Genomic DNA, 17,689 nt, shown 5'->3' with positions numbered 1-17,689 from the left:
CCCCACAAGTGAAAGGGGTCGCCGAGCAGCACCACCCGCCACGGGGGACACCGTGGGTGCGTGCCGTTGACGACCGGGACACCGGAATCTTTACGCACTGTGGGTGAATGGACAGGCACGCGGCGTGAGTTCACTCCAAAGGGGGGTTTCCGGCCGTACGTTCGCTTCCTCAAGCACGGGCGTTCGTCTCAGCCCCTCCGGTACCGCCGTCGGAGGGGCGCGCCCATGAGGACGTACAACGAACGGAGCCGCCCCCGGACACCCCCGTGTCACCCCCCGTCCGTCACGCGCCCGTTCAGGACGACGTGCCGCGGCGCTGCCAGGACACGCACGTCCGCCCGCGGGTCCGCGTCGTAAACGACGAGGTCGGCGGGTGCGCCCTCCTCAAGTCCCGGCCGGCCCAGCCACTGCCGGGCGTCCCACGCGGCGGCGCCCAGCGCGTCCCGTACCGGAATGCCCGCCCTCACCAGTTCGGCCACCTCTTCGGCGACCAGCCCGTGTGCGAGCGAGCCGCCGGCGTCCGTGCCGACGAAGACCGGGATGCCCGCGTCGTGGGCCGCGCGCACCGTGTCGTAACGACGCGCGTGCAGCTCCCGCATATGGGCCGACCAACGCGGGAACTTGGCCTCGCCGCCGTCCGCGAGGTGCGGGAAGGTCGCGATGTTCACCAGGGTCGGAACGATGGCCACGCCCCGCTCCGCGAAGAGCGGGATCGTCTCCTCGGTGAGACCCGTGGCGTGCTCGACGCAGTCGATCCCGGCCTCTACCAGGTCCCGCAGGGAGTTCTCGGCGAAGCAGTGTGCCGTGACCCGGGCGCCGAGCCGGTGCGCCTCGGCGATCGCCGCCTCGACCTCGCCGCGCGGCCAGCAGGGCGTCAGATCACCGGCCTCCCGGTCGATCCAGTCGCCGACCAGCTTGACCCAGCCGTCGCTCCTGCGCGCCTCGGCCGCCACATATGCGACGAGGTCGCCCGGCTCGATCTCGTGCGCGTAGTTGCGGATGTAGCGGCGCGTGCGGGCGATGTGCCGGCCCGCCCTGATGATCTTCGGGAGGTCCTCCCGGTCGTCGATCCAGCGGGTGTCGGCCGCGGAACCGGCGTCCCGGATCAGCAGCGTGCCCGCCTCCCGGTCGGTGCGGGCCTGCTTCTCACTCGTCTCCGCGTCCACCGCCCCGTGCGCGTCGAGCCCCACGTGGCAGTGCGCGTCGACGAGCCCGGGCAGCACCCAGCCCTCGACCGTGGCGCCCACCCGCAGTCCGGCGGGGCGCTCGTAGGTGATGCGGCCGTCCACCGCCCACAGTTCGCCCCGTACGTCGTCGGGCCCGGCCAGTACCCGCCCCTTCACGTGCAGCACCTCGTGATCACTCATGTCCAGCACTGTACGAGCGGGGGACTACGCTCGGCCGAGGAGCACCGAACACTGATCCGAGATGAGCACCGTCGTGACACATCCTCTGCTGGACCTGCCGCCCGTCACCGCCGCGGACTTCGCCCGCATCGAGCAGCGGGTGGCGGCCCTGCTCGGCACCGGGCAGGACGTGGTGATCATGCAGGGCGAGGCGCTGCTGCCGCTGGAGGCGTGCATCAGGGCCGGCGCCCCGCGCGGATCGAGCGCGCTGAACATCGTCACCGGCCCCTACGGGCAGACCTTCGGCAACTGGCTGCGGGGCTGCGGCGCCACCGTGACCGACCTCGTGGTGCCGTTCCACACGGCCGTCACCGCGGAGCAGGTGCGCGACGCGCTCGCGGCGCACCCGGAGATCGACTTCGTGTCGCTGGTGCACGCCGAGGCCGCGACGGGCAACACCAACCCGGTCGCCGCGATCGGCGAAGTGGTGCGCGCGCACGGCGCGCTGTTCTACCTGGACGCGGTGGCGTCGGTCGGCGCCGAACCGGTCACCCCCGACGCGTGGGGTGTCGACCTGTGCGTGATCGGCGCACAGAAGGCGATGGGAGGCCCCGCCGGTGTGTCAGCCGTCTCGGTGAGCGCCCGCGCCTGGGAGCGGTTCGCCGCCAACCCGGACGCGCCCCGCGCCTCCTACCTCTCGCTCCTGGACTGGAAGGAGCGCTGGATCGACGGCGGCCGCAAGGCGCTGCTGTTCGCCCCCGCCCAGCTGGAGATGCTCTCGCTGGAGGCGTGCCTGGAGCGGATCGGGGCCGAGGGCCTGGACGCCGTGACGGCCCGGCACGCCAAGGCCGCCGCCGCGACCCGGGCGGGCGCGCTCGCGCTCGGCGGGGGCATCGAGCCGTTCGTGTACGAGAGCAAGGACGCCGCACCCGTGGCGACGACCCTGCGGGTGACCGGCGGACCGGACGCGAGCGAGGTGGTCGCGAAGGCGCTCGCCCTCGACCCGGCCGTCCCGCTCGTCGCGGGCGGCGGCGCGCTCGCCAAGGAGATGATCCGGGTCAACCACTACGGCGTCGACGCGACGCGCGACGTGGTGCTCGCCGCACTGGCGGCCATCGGCGGGGCGCTGGCGGCGCTCGGGCAGGAGCCGGACCTCGCTTCTGCCCGGAACGCGGTGACGGAAACCTGGCCGGGCGAATAATTCGCGATTGCATTACGCGGAATTCCCTGTGGTGCCACTTCGGTCTCCAAGGGAATTCACAGAAAACGGGAAGCTGCTTATCCTCCGCAGCTTCCCGTTTCCTTATGCCCGCTTCCCCTGGGGCTAAACACCCAGGTTTCGCGGCTGGTTCGCGCTGGTTACGGGGGTGTGACCGACCCCACACGCAAGGAGATTTGCCCGGAAATTACCGGGCAAATCGTCTTGATTTGCGACCGGTGCGCCTCAAGATCAACCTCGCGCGATAACACGAAAGGCGTCCTTGGCCAACCCCGCACCACCATGCATTTTTTGAATTCCCTCGGTAAATTTCATCGACATGACTGCCGCACAAGCAGACCCAGCAACTACGCAGCTTCTGGAAAACAGCAGCCTGGAGATCGACAGCCCACGAGTGGAGGACGGAGCAGCGATCTGGCGCATCGCCCGCGACTCCGAGGTCCTGGACCTGAACTCCTCGTACAGCTACCTCCTGTGGTGTCGCGACTTCGCGACGACCTCGGTGGTCGCCCGCGACCGGCCCGGCGGCGACCCGATCGCCTTCATCACCGGGTACGTCCGCCCGGAGCGCCCCGAGACGCTGGTCGTCTGGCAGGTCGCGGTGGACGGCGAGCACCGCGGCCGCGGTCTGGCCGGCACCCTGCTGGAGGCGCTGACCACGAAGGTCGCCGCCAGTCACGGCATCAGCACCGTGGAGACGACCATCACGCCGGACAACGTCCCGTCCGACCGGTTGTTCACCTCCTACGCGGAGCGCCGCGGCGCGTCCCTGACCCGCGAGGTCCTCTTCGACGGAGGGCTGTTCCCTGCGGACTCGGGCGAGACGCACCTGCCCGAGGTGCTGTACCGGATCAGCCCCGTCGCGGCCTGAACGTCAGGTCCGGCCCAGCTCCCGACGCCGGTGACAACACCGGCGGCGGACCCGTCGCGGCCCGAGCTCCGCGGCCCCTGAACTTCTTTTTCGTACACCCGCCCTCTCCCCATCCCAGGAGACCGCAGTGACCATCACGCCCCCCGCCCTCAGTGTCTTCGAAACCCTTGAGTCCGAGGTCCGCAGCTACTGCCGCAGCTGGCCCGCCGTGTTCGACCGCGCGCAGGGCAGCCACCTCCACGACGAGGACGGCCACACCTACCTGGACTTCTTCGCCGGTGCGGGCTCCCTCAACTACGGGCACAACAACCCGGTCCTCAAACGCGCCCTGATCGACTACATCGAGCGCGACGGGATCACGCACGGCCTCGACATGGCGACCACCGCCAAGCGGGCCTTCCTGGAGACCTTCCAGAACGTGATCCTGCGGCCCCGGGACCTGCCGTACAAGGTGATGTTCCCCGGCCCGACGGGCACCAACGCCGTCGAGTCGGCGCTGAAGCTGGCCCGCAAGGTCAAGGGCCGCGAGTCGGTCGTGTCCTTCACCAACGCCTTCCACGGCATGTCGCTCGGCTCGCTCGCCGTCACAGGCAACGCCTTCAAGCGCGCCGGCGCCGGCATCCCGCTCGTGCACGGCACCCCGATGCCGTTCGACAACTACTTCGACGGCACGGTCCCGGACTTCATGTGGTTCGAGCGCCTCCTGGAGGACCAGGGCTCGGGCCTCAACAAGCCCGCCGCCGTGATCGTCGAGACGGTCCAGGGCGAGGGCGGCATCAACGTCGCCCGCGCCGAGTGGCTGCGCGCCCTGCAGGAGCTGTGCCACCGCCAGGACATGCTCCTGATCGTCGACGACATCCAGATGGGCTGCGGCCGCACCGGCGCGTTCTTCTCCTTCGAGGAGGCGGGCATCACGCCGGACATCGTCACCCTCTCGAAGTCGATCAGCGGCTACGGCATGCCCATGTCGCTCTGCCTGTTCAAGCCGGAGCTCGACGTCTGGGAGCCCGGCGAGCACAACGGCACCTTCCGCGGCAACAACCCCGCCTTCGTCACCGCCGCCGCCGCCCTCAACGCCTACTGGGCCGACGGCCAGATGGAGAAGCAGACCCAGGCCCGCGGCGAGCTGGTCGAGCGCGCGCTGCTCGCCATCGCCGACGAGAACGCCGAGGCCGGCGTGAGCTTCCGCGGCCGCGGCCTGGTCTGGGGCATCGAGTTCACCGACAAGGAGCGGGCCACCGCGGTGTGCCGCCGCGCCTTCGAACTCGGGATGCTCCTGGAGACCTCAGGGCCGCAGAGCGAGGTCGTGAAGCTGCTCCCGGCGCTCACGATCTCCGCGGACGAACTCGACGAGGGTCTGCGCATCCTGGCGCGCGCGGTCCGCGAGACCGCCTGACACCTCGTCACCCCTGCCATTTTCGTCGTAAGAGAAAGGTCCAAGTCACCGTGATTGTCCGCTCGTTCAAGGACATCGAAGGAACCGACCGCCATGTGAAGGCGAAGACCGGAACCTGGGAGAGCAAGCGCATCGTGCTCGCCAAGGAGAAGGTCGGGTTCTCCCTCCACGAGACCATCCTCTACGCGGGTACGGAGACCGAGATGTGGTACGCGAACCACATCGAGGCCGTGCTCTGCGTCGAGGGCGAGGCGGAACTCACCAACGACGAGACGGGCGAGACCCACTGGATCGAGCCCGGCACGATGTACCTGCTGGACGGCCACGAGCGTCACACCATGCGCCCGAAGACCGACTTCCGGTGCGTGTGCGTGTTCAACCCGCCCGTGACCGGACGGGAGGACCATGACGAGAACGGCGTGTACCCGCTGCTGACCGAGGAGGTCTGAGCCATGAGTGCGCTTTCGACGGACGTCACCAACCCGACGGGCTCCGTGACCGGCGATCTCTACCCGACCCGCGGTGCCACCGAGGTGACCACCCCCCGCCAGGACCCGGTCCTCTGGGTCCCGGACGCGGAGGGCCCGATCTCGGCAGGTGACCTCTCCGGCTTCGAGCGGGACGGCTTCCTCACCGTCGACCAGCTGATCTCGGACGACGAGGTCGCGCTGTACCGGGCGGAGCTGGACCGGATGGTCGCCGACCCCGCGGTGCGGGCCGACGAGCGCTCGATCATCGAGCCGAAGTCGCAGGACGTACGGTCGGTCTTCGAGGTCCACAAGCTCAGCACCGTCTTCGCCCAGCTGGTGCGGGACCCGCGGGTGGTGGGCAGGGCCCGCCAGATCCTCGGCTCGGACGTGTACGTCCACCAGTCCCGGATCAACGTCAAGCCCGGCTTCGGCGCCTCCGGCTTCTACTGGCACTCGGACTTCGAGACCTGGCACGCCGAGGACGGTCTGCCGAACATGCGGACCGTGTCGGTCTCGATCGCGCTCACCGAGAACCTGGACACCAACGGCGGGCTGATGATCATGCCCGGCTCGCACAAGCACTTCCTGGGCTGCGCGGGCGAGACGCCGAAGGACAACTACAAGCAGTCGCTCCAGATGCAGGACGCGGGCACCCCGTCCGACGAGGCGCTGACCAGGATGGCCGACGCGCACGGCATCAAGCTCTTCACCGGGCGGGCCGGTTCGGCGACCTGGTTCGACTGCAACTGCATGCACGGCTCGGGGGACAACATCACCCCCTACGCCCGCAGCAACGTCTTCATCGTGTTCAACAGCGTGGAGAACCAGGCGGTGGAGCCGTTCGCGGCCCCGGTCGGCCGCCCGGACTTCATCGGCGCACGGGACTTCACCCCGGTGCGCTGACCACGGCGGAGGCGACAGGGCCGTAGGGCAAGGCCGCAGGACAAGGCCGTAGGACAAGGTGGGGCGGGACCTCTTCGCGAAGAGGTTCCGCCCCACCTTTTCCGTGCTTCCCGCCGTCCGGCAGCTCCGCTCGGCCTTACGCGGCCTTACGCGGCCTTACGTGGCCTTACGCGGCGACCTCGTTGAGCGCCGGGTAGTCCGTGAAGCCCTGTTCCGTGCCGCCGAAGAAGGTGGCCGGGTCCGGGGTGTTGTAGGGGCCCTCGGTGGCCAGCCGGGCGGGCAGGTCCGGGTTGGCCAGGAACAGCGCGCCGAACGCCAGCAGGTCCGCGGCCCCGTCGTCCAGCAGGCTGAGCGCACGGTGGTCGGTCGGCCCCTCGGTGAAGGGGTTCAGGATGAAGGTGCCGGAGAACTTCGCCCGCAGCGCGGTGCTGAACTCCCGCTGCTCGGGGCCCGTTTCGAGGGTGTGCAGATAGGCGAGGCCGAGCGGTTCGATGGCGTCGACCAGGGCCTCGTACACCTCGCGCGCGTTCTCGACGTCGACGACGTCGTTGTACGGGTTGCCGGGCGAGAGCCGGATCGCGGTCCGGGACGCGCCGATCTCGGCCACGACCGCCTTGACGGCCTCGACGGCGAACCTGATCCGGTTCTGGACCTCGCCGCCCCACTCGTCGGTGCGCAGGTTGGCGTTGGCGGACAGGAACTGGTGGATCAAGTAGCCGTTCGCGCCGTGCAGTTCCACGCCGTCGAAGCCGGCCTCGACGGCGTTACGGGCGGCCCGCGCGAAGTCCCGTACCGTCTCGGTGATCTCGTGGGCGGTGAGGGCGCGGGGCTCGGTGAAGTCGACGGGGCCGGCAGCGGTGAAGAGCTGGCCCGCGGGCGTCACGGCGGAGGGCGCGACCGGGGTCAGGCCGTCCGGCAGCAGGCTCGGGTGGCCGATCCGGCCGGCGTGCATCAGCTGGGCGAAGATCACGCCGCCCTCGGCGTGCACGGCGTCGGTGACCTTGCGCCAGCCGGCGAGCTGCTCCTGGGTGTGCAGGCCCGGCGTGAACGGGTAGCCCTGTCCGACGACGGACGGCTGCACGCCCTCGGTGACGATCAGCCCGGCGGAGGCGCGCTGGGCGTAGTACTCGGCCACCAGCTCGGTCGGCACGCCGCCCGCGCCGGCCCGGCTGCGGGTCATCGGCGCCATCGCTATGCGGTTGGCGAGAGTGGTGCCTGCGAGGTCGTAGGACTGGAACGCGGTGCTGGTCATGGCGGATGCCTCCAGGGGAACAGCCGACTATTGGTCGGCCAAGTAATACCGATGGACTCACTGTAGCTCATTACTTGGCCGACCAAGTTAAAGTGGGGGAGAGAACTTTCCCCGCACCCGAGGAACCGCCATGAACTCCGACGACCCGCTCTGTTCCGCCCCCGTCCCCGCGGCCGCCATCGGCGGCCCGGTCAGCCACTCCCTGTCGGTGGTGGCCAGACTGCACCGGATCGCGGCGGGCAGGGTGCTGCGGTGCCTGGGGCTCTACCCGGGCCAGGAGTTCGTGATGATGCACCTGTGGGAGGCCGGGGCGGTGCGCCAGTCCGAACTCATCAAGTCGGTCGGCCTCGACCCTTCCACGGTCACCAAGTCCCTCCAGCGGCTGGAACAGGCGGGTCACGTACGCCGCCGACCGGACCCCGCCGACCGGCGCGCCTCACTCGTCGAGGCGACGGGCGAGAGCTGCGGACTGCGCGAGCGGGTGGTGGCCGCCTGGGCCGAGCTGGAGGCGAGGACGCTGGCGGGGCTGGATCAGGGGGAGCGGGAGGAGCTGCTGCGGCTGCTGGGGAAGGTGGAGACGAACCTCTGCCCGGAGGGGGACCGGGCGGTGCCCGGCGCGGAGGGAATGCCGTGCGAGGAGAGCGGGCCGACGGAGCCGGGCACGCGGGGATGCGCCGGGTAGCGGGCGCGACGGGGGAGGGTGGTCGGTCATTGGAGTGGGCGCGCTTGCGCACTCATGCCGGCGGTCAGCACTCGTGGGCGCGTTCAGCCGGGTAGTGCGGCTTCCAGTTCGGTGAGGAAGCGGGTCGTCGTTCCGGTGTCCCGGACCGCGATCCGCAGCCAGTCCTCGCCGAGCCCGGGGAAGGTGTCCCCCCTGCGTACCGCGAAACCACGTGCGCGCAGCCGCGCCCGTACCGCCATGGCGTCCACCGTCCGCACCAGCACGAACGGGGCCCGCGCCCCCTCGACCACCCGTACGCGGTCCCGGCCGAGCCCGCGGAGCCCGGTGACCAGGTGCTCCCGGTCCGCGTCGGTCCGCACCGCGGCCCGCGCGGCCTCGGCCAGTGCCTCGGGCGTCGCGGTCGCCTGCGCGGCCACCAGTGCGGGCGTGGACACCGGCCACAGCGGCTGGGCGCGCTCCAGGGCGGCGATGGTAGCCGGGTCGGAGGCCGTCACGTACCCCACCCGCAGCCCCGCGAGGCCCCAGGTCTTGGTCAGGCTGCGCAGCACCACCAGGCCCGGCACGTCGCCCCGGCCCACCAGTGCCTCCGGCTCGCCCGGCACCGCGTCCATGAACGCCTCGTCGACCACCAGCGTCCGCCCGGGCCGCGCCAGCCGGGCGACGAGACCGGCCGGGTGCAGCACCGACGTCGGGTTCGTCGGATTGCCGATCACCACCAGATCCGCCTCGTCCGGCACGGCGGCCACGTCCAGCCGGAAGCCGTCGGCCTCCCGCAGCAGCACCCGCCCGACGTCGTGCCCCGCGTCACGCAGCGCCGCCTCCGGCTCGGTGAACTGCGGATGGACCACCACGGGGTGCCGGGCCGGCAGCGCCCGTGCGATCAGCACGAAGGCCTCCGCCGCGCCCGCCGTCAGCAGCACCCGCTCCGCCGGCAGCCCGTGCCGCGCCGCCACCGCCGCCCGCGCGGCCCGGCCGTCGGGGTAGGCGGCGAGAGTGGCCAGGGAGGCGGCGAGCCGTTCCCTGAGCCATTTCGGCGGGGTGTCGGAGCGTACGTTGACCGCGAGGTCGGTCAGCCGGGCCGCGCCGCGCACCTCGGCGTCGCCGTGGTGGCGCAGGTCATGGGGAAAGTGCATGATCGCCTCGCGTCAGGGTCGCTGTGGGATGAGGGCCACCGCGCACGTCGCCGTGGCCGGCCGCCCCGGGGGGTTCGACTTCCGTTTGGGCACCAGGAGCTCGGCCCCATAGCCCCCGGCGACGAGAGCCGCCGCCTCCGCCACGGACGGCGTGCCGACCGCCCCCATAGCCCGCCCGGACGGGTTCGGCACCGTCACCGATGCCAGGCGCCGCGCCCCGTACGACAGGACCGGCACGCCGAGCCGCCGCGCGCAGTCGACGACGGCCCGCTCGTGCGCCTTGACGTCGACGGTGGCGAGCGCCGTCACGGCCGTCAACGGCAGTCCGGCCTCGGCGAGCACGCCCACCACGAGTGCGTACAGCTCGTCGGCGGGCGCGTCCTGGCAGGCCCCGACGCCGACACTCACCCGTTCGGCCCCGCTCACCCGGCCACCCCGTCGGCGGCGGTTCGGCCCAGCCCGAGGTGCGCGGTGCCCCGGCCATCGGCTAGCAAGGGCACATGGCGGTCTTCGTCGCGCTCGGCGCGTTCCTGATGACGCTGTTCGGTGGCTGGGTCGCCCAGCGCGTCACCGACCGGCGCCACCTCGTGCTGGGCCTGGCCGGCGGGCTGATGCTCGGCGTGGTCGGTCTCGATCTGCTGCCGGAGGCCCTGGAGGCCGCCGACAACGAGGTGTTCGGGGTGCCCGCCGCGCTGCTGCTGTTCGTCGGGGGCTTCCTCGGCGCGCACGTGGGGGAGCACCTGCTGGCCGGTCGGCACGCCGCGCACGGGGGCGAGGAGGGCGAGCGCATCCCGGAGGTGGGCCTCACCGCCGCCTCCGCCATGGTCGGACACAGCCTGATGGACGGCATCGCCCTCGGCGCGGCCTTCCAGGTCGGCGGCGGCATGGGCCTGGCCGTCGCGCTCGCGGTGATCGCCCACGACTTCGCGGACGGCTTCAACACGTACACGCTGACCAGCCTGTACGGCAACGAGCGCCGCAAGGCCGTCGCGATGCTGTTCGCGGACGCGGCGGCCCCGGTGGTGGGCGCCGCGTCGACGCTCCTGTTCACCCTCCCGGCCGAACTCCTCGGCTGCTATCTGGGCTTCTTCGGCGGTGTGCTCCTCTATCTGGCGGCCGCCGAGATCCTGCCGGAGGCCCACCACGACCACCCGGCCCGCTCCACCCTGCTGTGCACGGTGGCGGGCGCCGGCTTCGTGTGGCTGGTGGTGGGCATCGCGGCGGAATGAGTGCTCGGTCACGGCCGGTGGCACCGTTCCACGAACCGGTACGCCATCTCCGGGGCCGCCGCCCAGTGCGTGTGCAGATAACTGGCGTGCACATTGCCCTGGACGAAGCCCTCGACGCGCCGCTGCGGATGCGTGAAGCCCCACGCGGGCGCGGCGCCGGCCCCGGGCTCGACGGCCGTACGGTGGAACTCGTGCCCCCGCAGCCGGGTCCCGGCAGCCGCCAGCGCGCTGTCCCCGACGGCGACGGCCTCCCGGTAGCCGAGCGTCAGCTTCTGCGACATCTGCGCCTGCGCGTCGAGCACCCCGCACATCGGCTGCCCGTCCAACGACCGGGACAGATACAGCAGTCCCGCACACTCGGCGGCCACCGGCGCACCGGAGGCGGCGAGTGCGGCGACGGCCTCGCGCAGCGGCTCGTTCGCCGAAAGCTCGGGGGCGTACACCTCGGGGAACCCGCCCCCGATCACCAGCCCGCCGGTTCCGTCGGGCAGTTGCTCGTCGTGCAGGGGATCGAAGGGCACGACCGTTGCCCCGGCCGCAGCAAGCAGCTCCGCGTGCTCCGCGTACGAGAACGTAAAAGCCGACCCGGCAGCCACCGCCACCACAGGGTCAGCGCCACCCTCTCGGGCCCCGCGCGCCCCCGGGTCCCAAGCCTCCGCATCCAGCGTCCCCGCCCCCCGCGCCAGCCCCAGCACCGCCTCCAGGTCCACCCCCGCCCGCACCTGCTCCGCCAGCGCCGCCACCGACTCCACCGCCTCCGCCTGCCGCTCGGCCACCGGCACGAGCCCGAGGTGCCGCGAAGGCGTCCGCACCTGCCGGGCCCGACGCAACGCGCCGAGCACCGGCACCCCCGACCCCTCCAGGGCCTCCCGCAGCAGTTCCTCGTGCCGGTCGGAACCCACCTTGTTCAGGATCACGCCGCCGATCCGCACCTCCGGGTCCCAGGACGCGAAGCCGTGCACCAGCGCCGCCACCGACCGCGACTGCGACGAACCGTCCACCACCAGCACCACCGGCGCCCGCAGCAGCTTCGCGATCTGTGCCGTCGACGCCAGCTCGCCCTGTCCCGCCGCCCCGTCGTACAGGCCCATCACGCCCTCGACGATCGCCAGGTCACACCCGGTTGCCCCGTGCGCGAACAGCGGGGCGACCAGTTGCGGCCCGCACATGTACGCGTCCAGGTTCCGGCCGGGCCGGCCCGTCGCCAGCGCGTGGTAACCGGGGTCGATGTAGTCCGGCCCCACCTTGTGCGGCGAAACGGCCAGTCCGCGCTCCGTGAAGGCGGCCATCAGCCCCGTCGCGACGGTGGTCTTCCCACTGCCCGACGACGGCGCGGCCACCACGATCCGTGCTACCACTCGATGCCCCGCTGGCCCTTCTGACCCGCGTCCATCGGGTGCTTCACCTTTGACATGTCGGTGACCAGGTCGGCGGCGTCCAGCAGTGCCTGCGGGGCGTTCCGACCCGTGATCACCACGTGCTGCGTGCCCGGCCGCTCGCGCAGCACCCGCACGACCTCCTCGACGTCGATCCACCCCCAGTGCATCGGGTACGCGAACTCGTCCAGCACGTAGAACTTGTACGTCTCGGCCGCCAGGTCCCGCTTGACCTGCTCCCAGCCCTCCCGGGCCTTCTCCTCGTTGTCGGTGTTGTCGCCGTGCAGACCGCGCTGCACCCACGACCAGCCCTCGCCCATCTTGTGCCAGGTGACGCTCCCGCCCTCACCGGTGGCGCCGAGCACCTTGAGCGCGTTCTCCTCGCCGACCTTCCACTTCGCCGACTTCACGAACTGGAACACCCCGACCGGCCAGCCCTGGTTCCAGGCCCGCAGCGCCATGCCGAACGCGGCCGTCGACTTCCCCTTGCCGATGCCCGTGTGCACCATGAGCAGCGGCCGGTTGCGGCGCTGGCGGGTGGTGAGCCCGTCGTCCGGTACGGTCTCCGGCTGTCCCTGCGGCATTACGCGACCTTCCTCGACGCGCCACGACCGGCGCCCTGTACGTCCTTGACCAGTCCGGCGATGGAGTCCGCGCGCAGCTCGTCCAGCGTGACGGCGCTGCCGCCCAACTCCCGTGCCAGCTCTGCCGCGAGACCGAGCCGGACCAGGCCGAACTCGCAGTCCACCACCACCGAGGCGACACCCTCGGCCTCGTGCAGCCGCGCCGCCCGGCCCGCCAGCGCGACGGGCTCGGGGCCACCGGTGGCGCGCCCGTCCGTCACCACGACCAGCAGCGGCCGGCGCGACGGGTCGCGCAGCTTCTCCACCCGCAGCACGTCGTGCGCCTTGAGCAGCCCGGCGGCCAGCGGCGTGCGCCCGCCCGTCGGCAGCAGCTCCAGGCGTGCCGCCGCCGCGTCCACCGAGGACGTCGGCGGCAGCGCCACCTCCGCCTCCTTACCGCGGAAGGTCACCAGGCCCACCTTGTCCCGCCGTTGGTAGGCGTCGAGCAGCAGCGACAGCACCGCACCCTTGACGGCTCCCATCCGCTGCCGGGCCGCCATCGACCCGGAGGCGTCCACCACGAAGAGCACCAGGTTCCCCTCCCGCCCCTCGCGCGTCGCCTGCCGCAGGTCGTCCCTGCGGACGACCAGGCCGCGCCCGGTGCGTCCGCGCGCGTGCTGGTGCGGGGCGGCGGCCTGCACGGTGGCGGCCAGGTGCAGCTTGGTGAGCGCGCCCCGGGGGCGTACCGCCCCTGTCGTACGTCCGTGCTCGGTGCGTGCGCGGGAACGGCGGCCCGCCGCCCCCTCGCCGAGGCCAGGCACGCTCAGCATCTTCGTACGGAACGGCTCGGCCGCCCTGGCGGCGGGCTGTTCCGCGGCGGCCTGCCCGGAGGGCGCGGGCTGCTGCTCGGGCTGCTCCGGCCGGTCCAGGGGCGGTTCGGGCGTGTCGCCCTGCTGCGACTCGTCGCGCCCCGGCGCGTCGGGGCCACCGCCGTCCTGCTGCGGCGGGATGCCACCGCCGGGGCCGTCAGGACCGGGATCGGGGTCGTCGTCCCCACCGCCGTCGCCGTCGCCCTCGTCCTGCGGGGCGTTCTGCTCCAGCGTCTCGTCGAGCTTGTCCTCGTCGAGTCCCGGCGCGTCGAACGGGTTGCGCCGCCGCCGGTGCGGCAGCGCCAGCAGCGCCGCCTGCCGTACGTCCTCCTCCTGCACGTCCTCACGCCCGGCCCACGCGGCCAGCGCGGTCGCAGTGCGCGCCATCACGATGTCGGCCCGCATCCCGTCGACCTCGAAGGCCGCGCAGGTCGCCGCGATCTGCCGGAGCGCGTCGTCGCCCAGCCGCACGTGCGGCAGCAGCGCGCGGGCGGCCACGATCCGCTCCCGCAGGACGCCCTCCTCGCCGGCCCACTTGGCGGCGAAGGCGGCCGGGTCGTCGTCGTACGCCAGGCGGCGCCTGACGACCTCCACCCGCTGGTCGGTGTCGCGGGAGGCGGCCACCTCCACGGTCAGCCCGAACCGGTCGAGCAGCTGCGGCCGCAGCTCGCCCTCCTCCGGGTTCATCGTGCCGACCAGCAGGAACCTCGCCGCGTGCCGCACGGACACGCCCTCGCGCTCCACGTACGACGCGCCCATGGCGGCGGCGTCGAGCAGCAGGTCGACGAGGTGGTCGTGCAGGAGGTTGACCTCGTCCACGTACAGGATCCCGCGGTGCGCGTCGGCCAGCAGCCCCGGCTCGAACGCCTTCACGCCGTCGGCCAGCGCCCGTTCGATGTCGAGTGCGCCCACCAGCCGGTCCTCGGACGCGCCGACGGGCAGCTCCACCATCCGCGCGTCACGCGACACGCCGCCGGCCTCCTGGTGCGGTCCGTCGGGGCAGGCCGGGTCCGGCGCCCCGGGGTCGCAGGAGAACCGGCACCCGTCGACCACGCTCACCCGCGGCATCAGCGCCGCCAGCGCGCGCACGGCGGTGGACTTGGCGGTGCCCTTCTCGCCGCGCACGAGCACACCGCCCACGGCGGGAGACACGGCGTTGAGCAGCAGCCCGAGCCGCAGGTCGTCCTGTCCGACGAGGGCGGTGAAGGGGTAGGGCGTACTCATGCGACCTCCATAGTGGTTCCTGGCACAGCTGTCACAGCCACAACTCGCGTGGCGCGTACGGCACTTCTCATCCGCGCCCCTCGGGCGCCCCCGGCGGCACGAACGGCAGGCCGGCCGGGGCGCCCGACTCGATGAGCCGCCACAACCCGTCCGTGTCCGCGTGTTCCTCGATCAGATCGCCGAGCCTGTCCAGCTGCTCCTCGCGCAGGGCCTCGAAGCTCGTGTCCGGTGCCGGTACGAAACGCCGGCCCGCAGCCGTCGCGACCTCCCGCAGGAAGGCCCGCCGGAACCCGTCGCTCTCCAGCGACCCGTGCCAGTGCGTCCCCCACACGGCGCCCACCCGGCACCCGTCCAGGAAGGCTTCCCCACCGAGGACCTCGGCCACCCCGTGATGGATCTCGTACGCCTCGACGGCCTCGCCGAGCGCCTCGCCCACCGGCCGGGTGAGCGTCTTCTCGCGGGCGAAGCGCACCCGTACCGGCAGCAGGCCCAGCCCCTCGACCACCCCGGCGCGCGACTCGACCTCGTCCTCGATGCGGGTGCCGAGCAGCTGGTACCCGCCGCAGATCCCCAGCACCGGCAGCCCCTCGGCGGCCCGCCGCAGCAGCGCGTCCGCGAGGCCGCGCTCCCGCAGCCACCGCAGCGCCCCCACCGTGCCGCGGGTGCCGGGCACGACCACCAGGTCCGCGTCGGCCAGCTCCTCCGCGCGGTCCACGAACCGCACGACCACACCCGGTTCGGCGGCCAGCGCGTCCACGTCGGTGAAGTTGGACATCAGCGGCACCGCGCACACCGCGACCCGCAGCACGTCCTCGCCGACCGGCGGCGCCACCACGGACTCGCGCACCGCACCGCGCAGCGACACCCGCAGGCCGTCCTCCTCGTCGATGCCGAGCCCGTGCGCGAACGGCAGCACGCCGTACGTCCTGCGCCCGGTCAGGTCCTCCAGCATCTCCAGGCCAGGCTCCAGGAGCGAGACATCACCCCGGAACTTGTTCACCAGGTAGCCCGCCACCAGCCGCTGGTCCTCCCGCGCGAGCAGCGCGGTGGTGCCGAAGAACGACGCGAAGACGCCCCCGCGGTCGATGTCCCCGACCACCACCACCGGGAAGTCCGCGGCCCGTGCGATCCCCATGTTCACGATGTCGGTACGGCGCAGATTGATCTCCGCCGGGCTTCCGGCGCCCTCGCAGATCACCGCGTCGTACTGGTCGCGCAGTTCGGCCAGGCACTCGGTGACCGTCCCGAGCAGCGCCTCGCGGTGCCCGCCCTGCACGCCCTTGCCGTACGTCCTGCCGCCCGCCGTGCCGAAGAAGCCGCGGGCGCTCATCTCGCCGACCGGCTTGCCGAGCAGCACCACCTGACTCGACCTGTCGCTGCCCGGTTTGAGCAGCACCGGGTTCATCAGGGCGCTCGGCTCGACCCGCGCGGCCTGTGCCTGCATCGCCTGGGCGCGCCCGATCTCCGCGCCCTCACGGGTCACGAAGGAGTTCAGCGACATGTTCTGCGCCTTGAACGGGGCGACCTTCACCCCTTGGCGCACCAGCCACCGGCAGATCCCCGCCGTGACCACGCTCTTGCCCGCGTCCGACGTGGTCCCCGCGACCAGCAGCCCGCCACCGCTCATGAGTTACGTCCCTTCACGTACGCGTGCCCGTACGAAGCGGCCAGCCGGCCCGCCGCGCACACGGCCAACGCCAGCAGATTCACCCGGCGCGACAGCCGCACCGCACGCTCGATGTCCGGTACGTCCACGGGACGCCCGCTCTTCCCGTTCAGCACCGCACGGTGCTCCACCCGGCCCGCGTAGGAGAGCGTGCCGCCGAGGGTGACGCCCAGGGCGCCCGCGAACGAGGCCTCCACCGGGCCCGCGTTGGGGCTCGGGTGGTGTGCGGCGTCCGCGCGCCATGCCCGCAAAGCGCCCCGGGGGTCACCCCCCGCGAGCACGGCCAGCGCGGCCGTCAGCCGGGCGCCGGGCCAGCCCGCGAGGTCGTCGAGGCGCGCCGATGCCCACCCGTACCGCAGATGGTGCGGCGACCTGTGGCCGACCATCGCGTCCAGGGTGTTCACCGCCCGGAAGGCCACCAGCCCCGGCACGCCGGCGACCGCGCCCCACACCAGCGCGCCCACCACCGCGTCCGAGGTGTTCTCGGCGACCGACTCCACGACGGCGCGCGCCATCTGCTGTCCGTCCAGGGCCTGCGGGTCGCGCCCGCACAGGTGCGGCAGCCGCTCGCGGGCGACGTCGAGGTCCCCCGCGGCCAGGGCCCCGCCGACCGCGCGGGCCTCCCGCCCCAGCGACGTACCACCGACGACCGACCAGGTGACGGCGGCGGTCAGGGCGACGGACGCGGCGGGCGAGCGGCGCACGGCGCGCGCGGCGAGCGCGGCGGCGCCCGTGGCCCCGCCCACGCAGAGCAGGGTGTGCAGGGCGCCCCGGCCGCGGTGGTCGCGCCACAGCGCCCGCTCGACCGCGGCTGCGGCCCGCCCGAAGGCGGCGACGGGATGGCCCCTGCGGGGGTCGCCGAGCAGCAGGTCGCCGAGGAGTCCGGCGGCGGCGCCGTACGCGAAGACGCGGGCGGGACTCGGGCAGGGGGCGGCTGGACCGCGGGTTCCGCAGCCGGGCATGGCGATGTGTCCTTAACTCAGGGTCCGCGCCCTGGTTCGACGTGACGAGCGGCTGGGAGTTCCTGGCTTCCGTACGGCCCTCGCGGGACGTACGTGACAGTGGCGGGACCGCGCCGGATTCGCACCGGCTTCCTCTCCATGCCGCCGTATTGGCTCCGGCAGTCCACCACGCTCCGCGAACAGCCGTCAACCTGGGGTTGACCTGCGGCGCTCCCCGCGTGCACCGGCCCGCCCGGGGGCGCACGCAGAACCGCCCCGCGCACGAGGCACGGGGCGGCGGGGGCGGAGCGAGGATCAGGCGACGATCAGGAAGATTCCGTATGCCACGGCCGCCGCGCAGAGCGCGAAGCAGGCGTAGGCGCCGGTACGTGCCACGGTCGCGGAGCCGCCCGAGGCGGTGGCGCCCTCCTGCTTGGAGAGCCCCACGATGCCGAGGGTGAACAGGCCCACCAGGCCCACGGTGGCCACGAGGCTGACGCCGAAGACGGTGCCGAGAGCTGCCCAGTCGATGTTCATGTCGTGTGCGTC

17 protein-coding genes and 1 riboswitch are annotated in these 17,689 nt (G+C 72.6%); of the genes, 7 read left to right on the top strand and 10 right to left on the bottom strand.

Annotated elements, in window-relative coordinates; all coding sequences use genetic code 11:
- Positions 1-269: 269 nt before the first annotated feature.
- A complete protein-coding gene (locus tag ACIQM4_RS20690) occupies positions 270-1,367 on the bottom strand; it encodes an amidohydrolase family protein (protein WP_401593442.1) in 1,098 nt (365 codons plus the stop codon).
- A gap of 73 nt (positions 1,368-1,440) precedes the next feature.
- On the opposite strand from ACIQM4_RS20690, the gene ACIQM4_RS20685 reads away from it, so the two are divergent.
- From ACIQM4_RS20685 to thpD, 5 genes are all read left to right on the top strand, one after another.
- Positions 1,441-2,547, top strand: coding sequence for a pyridoxal-phosphate-dependent aminotransferase family protein (locus tag ACIQM4_RS20685; RefSeq protein WP_401594136.1), 1,107 nt, complete (start codon positions 1,441-1,443; stop codon positions 2,545-2,547).
- A 337-nt stretch (positions 2,548-2,884) separates the two neighbouring features.
- Complete coding sequence (gene ectA, locus ACIQM4_RS20680) at positions 2,885-3,436, top strand: diaminobutyrate acetyltransferase (RefSeq protein ID WP_401593439.1); 552 nt, start codon at positions 2,885-2,887, stop codon at positions 3,434-3,436.
- Positions 3,437-3,563: 127 nt separating this feature from the next.
- A complete protein-coding gene (ectB, locus tag ACIQM4_RS20675) occupies positions 3,564-4,832 on the top strand; it encodes a diaminobutyrate--2-oxoglutarate transaminase (protein ID WP_401593436.1) in 1,269 nt (422 codons plus the stop codon).
- 50 nt (positions 4,833-4,882) lie between these two features.
- Positions 4,883-5,281 carry an ectoine synthase gene (locus tag ACIQM4_RS20670; protein WP_401593433.1) on the top strand — a complete coding sequence of 133 codons (399 nt, stop codon included), beginning with the start codon at positions 4,883-4,885 and terminating at the stop codon, positions 5,279-5,281.
- A 3-nt stretch (positions 5,282-5,284) separates the two neighbouring features.
- Positions 5,285-6,205 (top strand): ectoine hydroxylase, encoded by a 921-nt coding sequence (gene thpD, locus ACIQM4_RS20665; RefSeq protein ID WP_401593431.1) that lies wholly within the window; start codon positions 5,285-5,287, stop codon positions 6,203-6,205.
- A gap of 166 nt (positions 6,206-6,371) precedes the next feature.
- On the opposite strand, the gene ACIQM4_RS20660 is transcribed toward thpD, so the two are convergent.
- Positions 6,372-7,457: an alkene reductase gene (locus ACIQM4_RS20660; RefSeq protein ID WP_401593429.1), complete on the bottom strand. Its 1,086-nt coding sequence runs from the start codon at positions 7,455-7,457 to the stop codon at positions 6,372-6,374.
- A gap of 130 nt (positions 7,458-7,587) precedes the next feature.
- Here ACIQM4_RS20660 and ACIQM4_RS20655 point away from each other — a divergent pair, with 130 nt between their 5' ends.
- On the top strand, positions 7,588-8,139 hold the full coding sequence (locus ACIQM4_RS20655; RefSeq protein WP_401593426.1) for a MarR family winged helix-turn-helix transcriptional regulator: 552 nt from the start codon (positions 7,588-7,590) through the stop codon (positions 8,137-8,139).
- A gap of 83 nt (positions 8,140-8,222) precedes the next feature.
- Here ACIQM4_RS20655 and cobC read toward each other — a convergent pair whose 3' ends face one another.
- Positions 8,223-9,272 carry an Rv2231c family pyridoxal phosphate-dependent protein CobC gene (gene cobC / locus ACIQM4_RS20650; RefSeq protein ID WP_401593424.1) on the bottom strand — a complete coding sequence of 350 codons (1,050 nt, stop codon included), beginning with the start codon at positions 9,270-9,272 and terminating at the stop codon, positions 8,223-8,225.
- Positions 9,273-9,284: 12 nt separating this feature from the next.
- Positions 9,285-9,698, bottom strand: a complete 414-nt coding sequence (locus ACIQM4_RS20645) for a cobalamin biosynthesis protein (protein WP_401593422.1) — start codon at positions 9,696-9,698, stop codon at positions 9,285-9,287.
- Positions 9,699-9,772: 74 nt separating this feature from the next.
- On the opposite strand from ACIQM4_RS20645, the gene ACIQM4_RS20640 reads away from it, so the two are divergent.
- On the top strand, positions 9,773-10,501 hold the full coding sequence (locus ACIQM4_RS20640; protein WP_401593419.1) for a ZIP family metal transporter: 729 nt from the start codon (positions 9,773-9,775) through the stop codon (positions 10,499-10,501).
- A gap of 8 nt (positions 10,502-10,509) precedes the next feature.
- Here the strand turns inward: ACIQM4_RS20640 and ACIQM4_RS20635 are convergent, their stop codons facing one another.
- The 6 genes from ACIQM4_RS20635 to ACIQM4_RS20610 form a co-directional block, all read right to left on the bottom strand.
- Positions 10,510-11,859 carry a cobyrinate a,c-diamide synthase gene (locus tag ACIQM4_RS20635; protein WP_401593417.1) on the bottom strand — a complete coding sequence of 450 codons (1,350 nt, stop codon included), beginning with the start codon at positions 11,857-11,859 and terminating at the stop codon, positions 10,510-10,512.
- Positions 11,853-12,461, bottom strand: a complete 609-nt coding sequence (cobO, locus tag ACIQM4_RS20630) for a cob(I)yrinic acid a,c-diamide adenosyltransferase (protein WP_401593415.1) — start codon at positions 12,459-12,461, stop codon at positions 11,853-11,855. Before cobO ends, ACIQM4_RS20635 begins: the two co-directional genes overlap by 7 nt.
- Complete coding sequence (locus ACIQM4_RS20625) at positions 12,461-14,533, bottom strand: putative cobaltochelatase (protein ID WP_401593412.1); 2,073 nt, start codon at positions 14,531-14,533, stop codon at positions 12,461-12,463. The genes cobO and ACIQM4_RS20625 overlap by 1 nt, the downstream gene beginning before the upstream one ends.
- A gap of 67 nt (positions 14,534-14,600) precedes the next feature.
- Positions 14,601-16,160 (bottom strand): cobyric acid synthase, encoded by a 1,560-nt coding sequence (locus ACIQM4_RS20620; RefSeq protein ID WP_401593410.1) that lies wholly within the window; start codon positions 16,158-16,160, stop codon positions 14,601-14,603.
- Positions 16,157-17,161 (bottom strand): cobalamin biosynthesis protein, encoded by a 1,005-nt coding sequence (locus ACIQM4_RS20615; RefSeq protein ID WP_401593407.1) that lies wholly within the window; start codon positions 17,159-17,161, stop codon positions 16,157-16,159. The genes ACIQM4_RS20620 and ACIQM4_RS20615 overlap by 4 nt, the downstream gene beginning before the upstream one ends.
- A 36-nt stretch (positions 17,162-17,197) precedes the next feature.
- Positions 17,198-17,336: riboswitch (cobalamin riboswitch) on the bottom strand.
- A 119-nt stretch (positions 17,337-17,455) separates the two neighbouring features.
- Positions 17,456-17,677 carry a hypothetical protein gene (locus ACIQM4_RS20610; RefSeq protein ID WP_401593405.1) on the bottom strand — a complete coding sequence of 74 codons (222 nt, stop codon included), beginning with the start codon at positions 17,675-17,677 and terminating at the stop codon, positions 17,456-17,458.
- Positions 17,678-17,689 lie beyond the last annotated feature (12 nt).

The sequence above is a fragment of the Streptomyces sp. NPDC091272 genome, from assembly GCF_044757485.1.
Taxonomy (GTDB): Bacteria; Actinomycetota; Actinomycetes; order Streptomycetales; family Streptomycetaceae; genus Streptomyces.
This window is presented reverse-complemented; position numbering and strand designations above follow the sequence as displayed.

Coding starts and splice junctions, on each gene's coding strand:
- ACIQM4_RS20625 (WP_401593412.1), bottom strand. CDS start 14,533: ATGAGTACGCCCTACCCCTTCACCGCCCTCGTCGGACAGGACGACCTG.
- cobO (WP_401593415.1), bottom strand. CDS start 12,461: ATGCCGCAGGGACAGCCGGAGACCGTACCGGACGACGGGCTCACCACC.
- ACIQM4_RS20690 (WP_401593442.1), bottom strand. CDS start 1,367: ATGAGTGATCACGAGGTGCTGCACGTGAAGGGGCGGGTACTGGCCGGG.
- ACIQM4_RS20620 (WP_401593410.1), bottom strand. CDS start 16,160: ATGAGCGGTGGCGGGCTGCTGGTCGCGGGGACCACGTCGGACGCGGGC.
- ACIQM4_RS20655 (WP_401593426.1), top strand. CDS start 7,588: ATGAACTCCGACGACCCGCTCTGTTCCGCCCCCGTCCCCGCGGCCGCC.
- ACIQM4_RS20640 (WP_401593419.1), top strand. CDS start 9,773: ATGGCGGTCTTCGTCGCGCTCGGCGCGTTCCTGATGACGCTGTTCGGT.
- cobC (WP_401593424.1), bottom strand. CDS start 9,272: ATGCACTTTCCCCATGACCTGCGCCACCACGGCGACGCCGAGGTGCGC.
- ACIQM4_RS20660 (WP_401593429.1), bottom strand. CDS start 7,457: ATGACCAGCACCGCGTTCCAGTCCTACGACCTCGCAGGCACCACTCTC.
- thpD (WP_401593431.1), top strand. CDS start 5,285: ATGAGTGCGCTTTCGACGGACGTCACCAACCCGACGGGCTCCGTGACC.
- ACIQM4_RS20610 (WP_401593405.1), bottom strand. CDS start 17,677: ATGAACATCGACTGGGCAGCTCTCGGCACCGTCTTCGGCGTCAGCCTC.
- ectA (WP_401593439.1), top strand. CDS start 2,885: ATGACTGCCGCACAAGCAGACCCAGCAACTACGCAGCTTCTGGAAAAC.
- ACIQM4_RS20615 (WP_401593407.1), bottom strand. CDS start 17,161: ATGCCCGGCTGCGGAACCCGCGGTCCAGCCGCCCCCTGCCCGAGTCCC.